The 5,630-nt window shown below is 69.1% G+C and carries 4 protein-coding genes, 1 tRNA gene and 3 pseudogenes; 4 read left to right on the top strand and 4 right to left on the bottom strand.

The annotated features are described in order from the left end of the window. Positions 1–345 (top strand): pyridoxamine 5'-phosphate oxidase family protein (locus GJ632_RS18840; protein WP_191453736.1); only part of this gene is annotated, 345 nt, incomplete at its 5' end. A 68-nt stretch (positions 346–413) separates the two neighbouring features. Further along, on the top strand, positions 414–578 hold the full coding sequence (locus GJ632_RS22465; RefSeq protein WP_197428088.1) for a hypothetical protein: 165 nt from the start codon (positions 414–416) through the stop codon (positions 576–578). 53 nt (positions 579–631) lie between these two features. Here the strand turns inward: GJ632_RS22465 and GJ632_RS18835 are convergent. Continuing rightward, positions 632–704: transfer RNA gene (locus GJ632_RS18835), tRNA-Gln, on the bottom strand. Between the two features lie 133 nt (positions 705–837). On the opposite strand from GJ632_RS18835, the gene GJ632_RS18830 reads away from it, so the two are divergent. Next, positions 838–1,416 (top strand): IMP cyclohydrolase, encoded by a 579-nt coding sequence (locus GJ632_RS18830; RefSeq protein WP_089803803.1) that lies wholly within the window; start codon positions 838–840, stop codon positions 1,414–1,416. Positions 1,417–1,423: 7 nt separating this feature from the next. On the opposite strand, the pseudogene GJ632_RS26080 reads toward GJ632_RS18830, so the two are convergent. Then, a pseudogene (locus GJ632_RS26080) lies at positions 1,424–2,637 on the bottom strand (nitrate/nitrite transporter). A 129-nt stretch (positions 2,638–2,766) separates the two neighbouring features. Between GJ632_RS26080 and GJ632_RS18820 the strand changes: the two are divergent. After that, a pseudogene (locus GJ632_RS18820) lies at positions 2,767–3,425 on the top strand (metallophosphoesterase family protein). 48 nt (positions 3,426–3,473) lie between these two features. Here GJ632_RS18820 and GJ632_RS18815 read toward each other — a convergent pair. Together GJ632_RS18815 and GJ632_RS18810 are read right to left on the bottom strand one after the other, a co-directional pair. Next, entirely contained in the window at positions 3,474–4,268 is a 795-nt protein-coding gene (locus GJ632_RS18815) for a 2-oxo acid dehydrogenase subunit E2 (protein ID WP_191453737.1), read from the bottom strand. A 64-nt stretch (positions 4,269–4,332) separates the two neighbouring features. Continuing rightward, positions 4,333–5,630 (bottom strand): annotated as a pseudogene (locus tag GJ632_RS18810) (tryptophanase); the annotation flags it as partial.

Here is a 5,630-nt window from a genome sequence, read left to right as displayed (position 1 = left end):
ACGCTCCCCGTCTCCTACGGTTACGACGAGGCGTCGGGCAGTCTCTACTTCCGACTCGCCTTTCCGCCGGGGACCGGGAAGGACGACGTCGTGGAGAACCCCCTCTCGTTCGTCGTCCACGACCGGACGGGCGACGGGTGGCAGAGCGTGGTCGCGGCGGGGGAACTGGAGGAACTGTCCGACCTGCCGTACGAGTCGAGCGCGGTGCAGGCGATGTGGGCCGTGAGCATCCCCAAAGTCGACATCTTCGACGTCCCGCCCGGAGACATCACGTTCCGGTACTTCCGACTCGTCCCCGACGAACTGTCCGGGCGGAAGGCGGTCGGTGACGAGTTCGACGACTGACGCCGGCGCCGGGCGTCGGGTGCCGGGCGTCGGGTCCCGCTTTTGGTCGCGCGGCCCTTAGGAGGGTCGTGCTCAGACCGAGGTTCTTCGCCTGCGACCGGTGCGACACCGTCTTCGCGGACCCGGAGCGACCGCCGTACTGCGACTCGTGCGGCGAGCCGTCGCTCACGGAGATAACGCGGGCCTTGCAGGCCGACCGGTACTTCACGCGGGCGGAGACGCGTCGGCGGTGAGGGTAGCCGTCAGTCGACGGCGTGGACACTCGGCGGCGAGAGTTCGAGAGAAGTAGTCCCACCAGGATTCGAACCTGGGTCGTTGCCCCCAGAAGGCAACAGGATTGGCCACTACCCCATGGGACTTCGGTCGCACCAGTTCGTAACGCGGGAGCCTTTGTAAGCGTTGCGCGTTCGGAGCGCCGTGCCACGCACCGGCATACAGGACGAACGTGCACAATCCACCACCTATTTATCGACAGTCTATGCACTCACGTGTATGTACGTCGGACGGTTCATCGTCGTCGGTCCCGACTTCGCAGCGTATCGCGTCTCATCCCGGTCGTTCCCCAACCGTCGAGTCGTCGAACGCGACGGGACGCTCACCGTCGCGCCGACGCCGGACGCGCCGGAGACGGACAACCCCTACATCGCCTACAACTGCGTCCGCGAGGGCGGTGAGGGCGTCGTCGTCGGCAACGGGTCGCACGTCGACCCCATCGCGGAGAAGTTGGACCTCGGCTACCCCGCCCGCGACGCCCTCGCCGAGTCGTTGCTCGCACTCGACTACGAGAAGGACGACTACGACACGCCGCGTATCGCCGGTGTGGTGGGCGAGGAGTCGTACGTCGGCATCGTCCGCAAGGACGCCCTCCTCGTCCGCCCCGTCGCGGAGAACCCGATGCTCGTCGCCACCTACGAGGAGGACGACCCCGCGGTGGTCGTGTTCGACGGCGAGGGGTCGCCCGCGGACCTCGCCGAACGCGCCTACGAGATGGACTACGAACACGCCGTCTGCGCCGCGGGCGTCACCTACGACGACGGCGACGTGAGCGTCGGCTTCTACAACGGCGAGTAGTCGGCCGCTAGCCCGACTGCGCCGACGTCGGCAGTCTGAGCGTGAGGAGGACGACGACGACCAGCACCGCGGCCAACAGCAGGTAGCCCTCGTCGAAGTAGCCGCGGTCCGCGATGCCGCCGAACAGCACCGGCCCCGCCGCGCCCAGCGTCGCGACGGAGGTGCGGACGACGCCGAGACCGGTGCCGCGGACGTCCTCGGAGAACGCCTCCGAGAGGAACGACTGCGTGATGGCGCCCGACCCGAGCATCGTGCTCACGACGGCGGTGACGGCGGCGAGCGACCAGAACCCCTCGACGAACGGGAGCAGTGCGAGGCCGACGATGGGTCCGACGAGGACGGCGACGAGGGCGTTCCGCATGCCGATTCGGTCGTAGGCCGCCCCCGCGAGCGGTTTGACGAGGACGCCGACGGCGAAGAACCCGCTGAACAGCACCCCGGCGGCCGACGACGAGAGTTCCTTGACTTCGACGAGGTACGTCGGGTACAGCCCGGTGAACGACTGCCAGATGAGGATGTACAGAAACAGGATGAACGAGACGAACAGCAGGTTCGAGCCGCGGAGGTCGGCGACCACGCCGCGGAGGCCCGCGGACGGGGCCGGGTCGGCCGCGTCGCCGGCGCGGGAGCCGACGGGAGCGTCGCCCAGACGAACAGTCCGGCGACGAGGAGGAGCGGAACGATGAACAGCAGGCCCGCCTGCCAGACGAACGCCGCCGCGAGTACCCCCGCGACGGGCGGAAGTACCGTCTGCCCGAGGTCGCCAGTCGCCATCGTCACGCCGAGCGCGCTCCCGATGCGGTCGGGGTAGATGTCCGAGAGGATGGTGATGCGCGCGATGGGGTAGAGCGACTGGCCGAGTCCGACCAGTCCGGTCGCGGCGAACAGGACGAGGGCCGTCGGAGCGGTCACGACGACCACGAGCGCCGCCGCGACGACGACGGCGCCGGCGGTCATCACCGACCGCTCGCTGTACCGGTCCGCGAGGACGCCCCCGGGTAACTGTCCGACGGCCGACCCGAGCCACAGCACCGTCACCAAGAAGCCGGCGACGGTGAGGCTGATGTCGAACGACTCGCGGAGGTAGGGGAGCAACACGGGGTAGACCATCCGCGCTCCGAGCAGTATCCCCCACCCGCCCGCGATGGCGACGAGGGACGGCCCCCGCCCGTCCGCCCACAGCGCCTTCGCCTCTCGTACGACGGACTGGAGGACGCGCATGCGACGATAGTCCGTGCTACCCGGAGTCCGGTGATAAGTATTCACGTACCCGTGGTTCTCACCGGCTGTTCCGGACGGGACGACGCCGCGCCCACGGCCGTTTTGGGCGTCGCGTGCGTAGCCCCGAGCATGCGAGTCGCCGTCATCTCGGACGTGCACGCGAACCGGGTCGCACTCGACGCCGTCCTCGACGACGTGCCCGACGTGGACGCGACGGTCTGTGCGGGCGACGTGGTCGGGTACAACCCGTGGCCCGCCGAGTGCGTCGCCGCGCTCCGCGACCGAGACGTGCCGACGGTGATGGGCAACCACGACAGGGCCGTCGCCTCGGACTCGACGTTCCGGTTCAACAGCATGGCCGCCGCGGGCGCGAGTACGCCCGCGCGGAACTGGACGACGACGCCCTGTCGTGGCTCTCCGCCCTCCCGGACGAACGCACGGAACTGGACGGCCGGGTCAGACTCGTCCACGACCACCCGTGGATTCAGGACAAGTACACCTACCCCGAGGAGTTCCGCGCGGACTTCCTCGACGACGAGGACGTCCTCGTGTTGGGGCACACGCACGTGCAGGACCACCGCGTGTTCGACGAGGGAATCGTGATGAATCCCGGAAGCGTCGGCCAACCCCGCGACGGCGACCACCGCGCGGCCTACGCGATACTGGACTTAGACGACCTCTCGGTCGAGGAACGGCGCGTCGACTACGACGTCGAGGCGGTCGTGGAGGCGGTCGAGGAGGCCGGCCTCCCCGAGCGAATCGGGACCCGGTTGTACGACGGACGATAGCGACGACGGACGGTAGCGACGACGGACGATAGCGACGGCGACGGACCGCTACGACTCGTCGGCAGGCGATTCGAGGCCGTGAGCGGCCTCGACGAGTTCGCGCAGGCGTTCGACGAACCGGGCCGCGGGCGCGCCGTCGACGACGTCGTGGTCCACGGTCACCGTGAGGTGGAGGAACTCCCGCGGTTCGAGTTCGCCGTCGACGTACCGTGGCTTCTCGGAGATGCCGCCGACCGTCAACTGGAGCGGGTAGTTCGTCGGCGTGACGCCCCACCCGCCGCCCGACCCGAACATCCCCACCGACGTGACGCCGACGGTTCCGGCGACCCGCTTCCACAGACGCGGGGACCACCGCGGGAGCCGGTAGAACTGTCGGCGCACGACGCCCGGGAGTCGCTCCGAGAGCGAGAGCAACGACGACCAGCCGGTGGACGGCCGTGAGCGCTGTGCGGCCCGAATCTCCCGGTGGACGGACGCGAGCGACCGGTCGTTCACGCGCCTGAGAACCCGCGGAACACCCAGTTTCTCCCCGTCAACCGTCGTCTCCACGACGACCATCACGTCCACGTCTTCGAACCCGACGAGTCGGCCGCGCCAGTCGAGGTATCGCTGGACGTTCGGGTGGTCGCGAACCGCCCGCCCGAAGCAGTGGACGAGAAACGCCGTGAACGACGTGCGAGTTCCGGTCGCGTCCGCGGCGTCGTCGATTCGTCGCCGCGCCTCGGTCACGTCGAACTCGACGAGTCCGTGGACGTCGTTTCGCCTCCCGGCCATCCGCATCGCGTCGACCACCGTTCGTCGACCGACGGGGAACGGTTCGGTTCGACTGCCATCGCCGTTCATGTCCGACTGTTGGGGGACGGACAGCATACGTCCAGCGGAGGGGACGGGTGGAAGGCGGTGACCGTCAGTCTGCCGTCGACGACGCCTCGGTCGGTTCGAGGCGCGCCGAGAAGTGTCGGAGTTCGCGCATCGACGGTTCCTCGACGATTTCGAGGCCGCCGTAGGACTCGGCCGACTCCTTCACCGCGGCGGCCGTCTCCGCGACGTGTTCGAGGTGTTCGCGGGAGTACGTCCGGCGCGGGAGGGCGAGTCGCACGAGGTCCGGTCGGTCGGTTCCGGGGAAGGCGAACCCGCCGAGTTCGACGCCGCGGACGCCGCCCTCCAGATACAGGGCGCAGACGAGTTCCTGCCCGGGGAACTGCTCTTTCGGGACGTGCGGGAGGACGGACTCGGCGTCGACGTAGACGGCGTGGCCGCCGGTGGGTTCGTAGACGGGGACGCCGGCGTCGGTGAGCAGACGGCCGAGTTCGGCCACCTGTTCGACCCGTTCTTCCACGTACGGCGGTTCGACGGCCTCGCGGAGGCCGACGGCCATCGCCGCCACGTCGCGTCCGGCGAGGCCGCCGTAGGTGGGGAAGCCCTCGTAGAGGATGCCGCGTTGCTTGGCCGCCTCGAACAGGTCGGGGTCGTCCATCGCGGCGAAGCCGCCGATGTTGACGAGGGCGTCCTTCTTCCCCGACATCGTCACCGCGTCGGCGTAGGAGAGTTGCTCGCGGGCCACGTCGGCGACGGAGGCGTCCGCGAACTCCGCCTCGCGTTCGCGGACGAAGTGTGCGTTCTCGGCGAACCGGCAGGCGTCGACGACGAACGTGGCGTCTATCTCGTCGGCGAAGGCGGCCACCTCGCGGGTGTTCTCGACGCTGACGGGTTGACCGGCGACGGAGTTGTTCGTGATAGTCTGGACGACGACCGGAATCGACTCCGCGCCGACTTCCTCGACGAGTTCCCACCCCTTCTCCAGGTCGAAGTTCCCCTTGAACGGGTGGTCGGCGTCGGGGTCGGTCGCGAGTTCGTGCGGACAGTCCACGGGGTCGGCCCCCTGGTTGGCGACGTGGGCGCGCGTCGTGTCGAAGTGGGCGTTGTTCGGCACCACGTCGCCCTCCTCGACGAGGACGCCGTAGACGACGTTCTCCGCGCCGCGGCCCTGATGCGTGGGGACGACGTGGTCGAACCCCATCACGTCGCGGACGGCCTTGCGGAGTTCGTCGAAACTTCGACTGCCGGCGTAGGCCTCGTCGCCGCGCATCATCGCGGCCCACTGGTCGGCGCTCATCGTGCCGGTACCGGAGTCCGTCAGGAGGTCGACGAGACGCTTCGGCGTCAGTTGAACGCGTTGTACCCCGCCGCCTCGAGTGCCCGCCT

The organism is Halogeometricum sp. CBA1124 (assembly GCF_009741955.1).
Lineage (GTDB): Archaea > Halobacteriota > Halobacteria > Halobacteriales > Haloferacaceae > Halogeometricum > Halogeometricum rufum.
The sequence above is the reverse complement of the archived record's forward strand: the minus strand, read 5'-3'. Positions and strand labels throughout refer to the sequence as shown.

Coding starts and splice junctions, on each gene's coding strand:
- GJ632_RS18830 (WP_089803803.1), top strand. CDS start 838: ATGTACGTCGGACGGTTCATCGTCGTCGGTCCCGACTTCGCAGCGTAT.
- GJ632_RS18815 (WP_191453737.1), bottom strand. CDS start 4,268: ATGAACGGCGATGGCAGTCGAACCGAACCGTTCCCCGTCGGTCGACGA.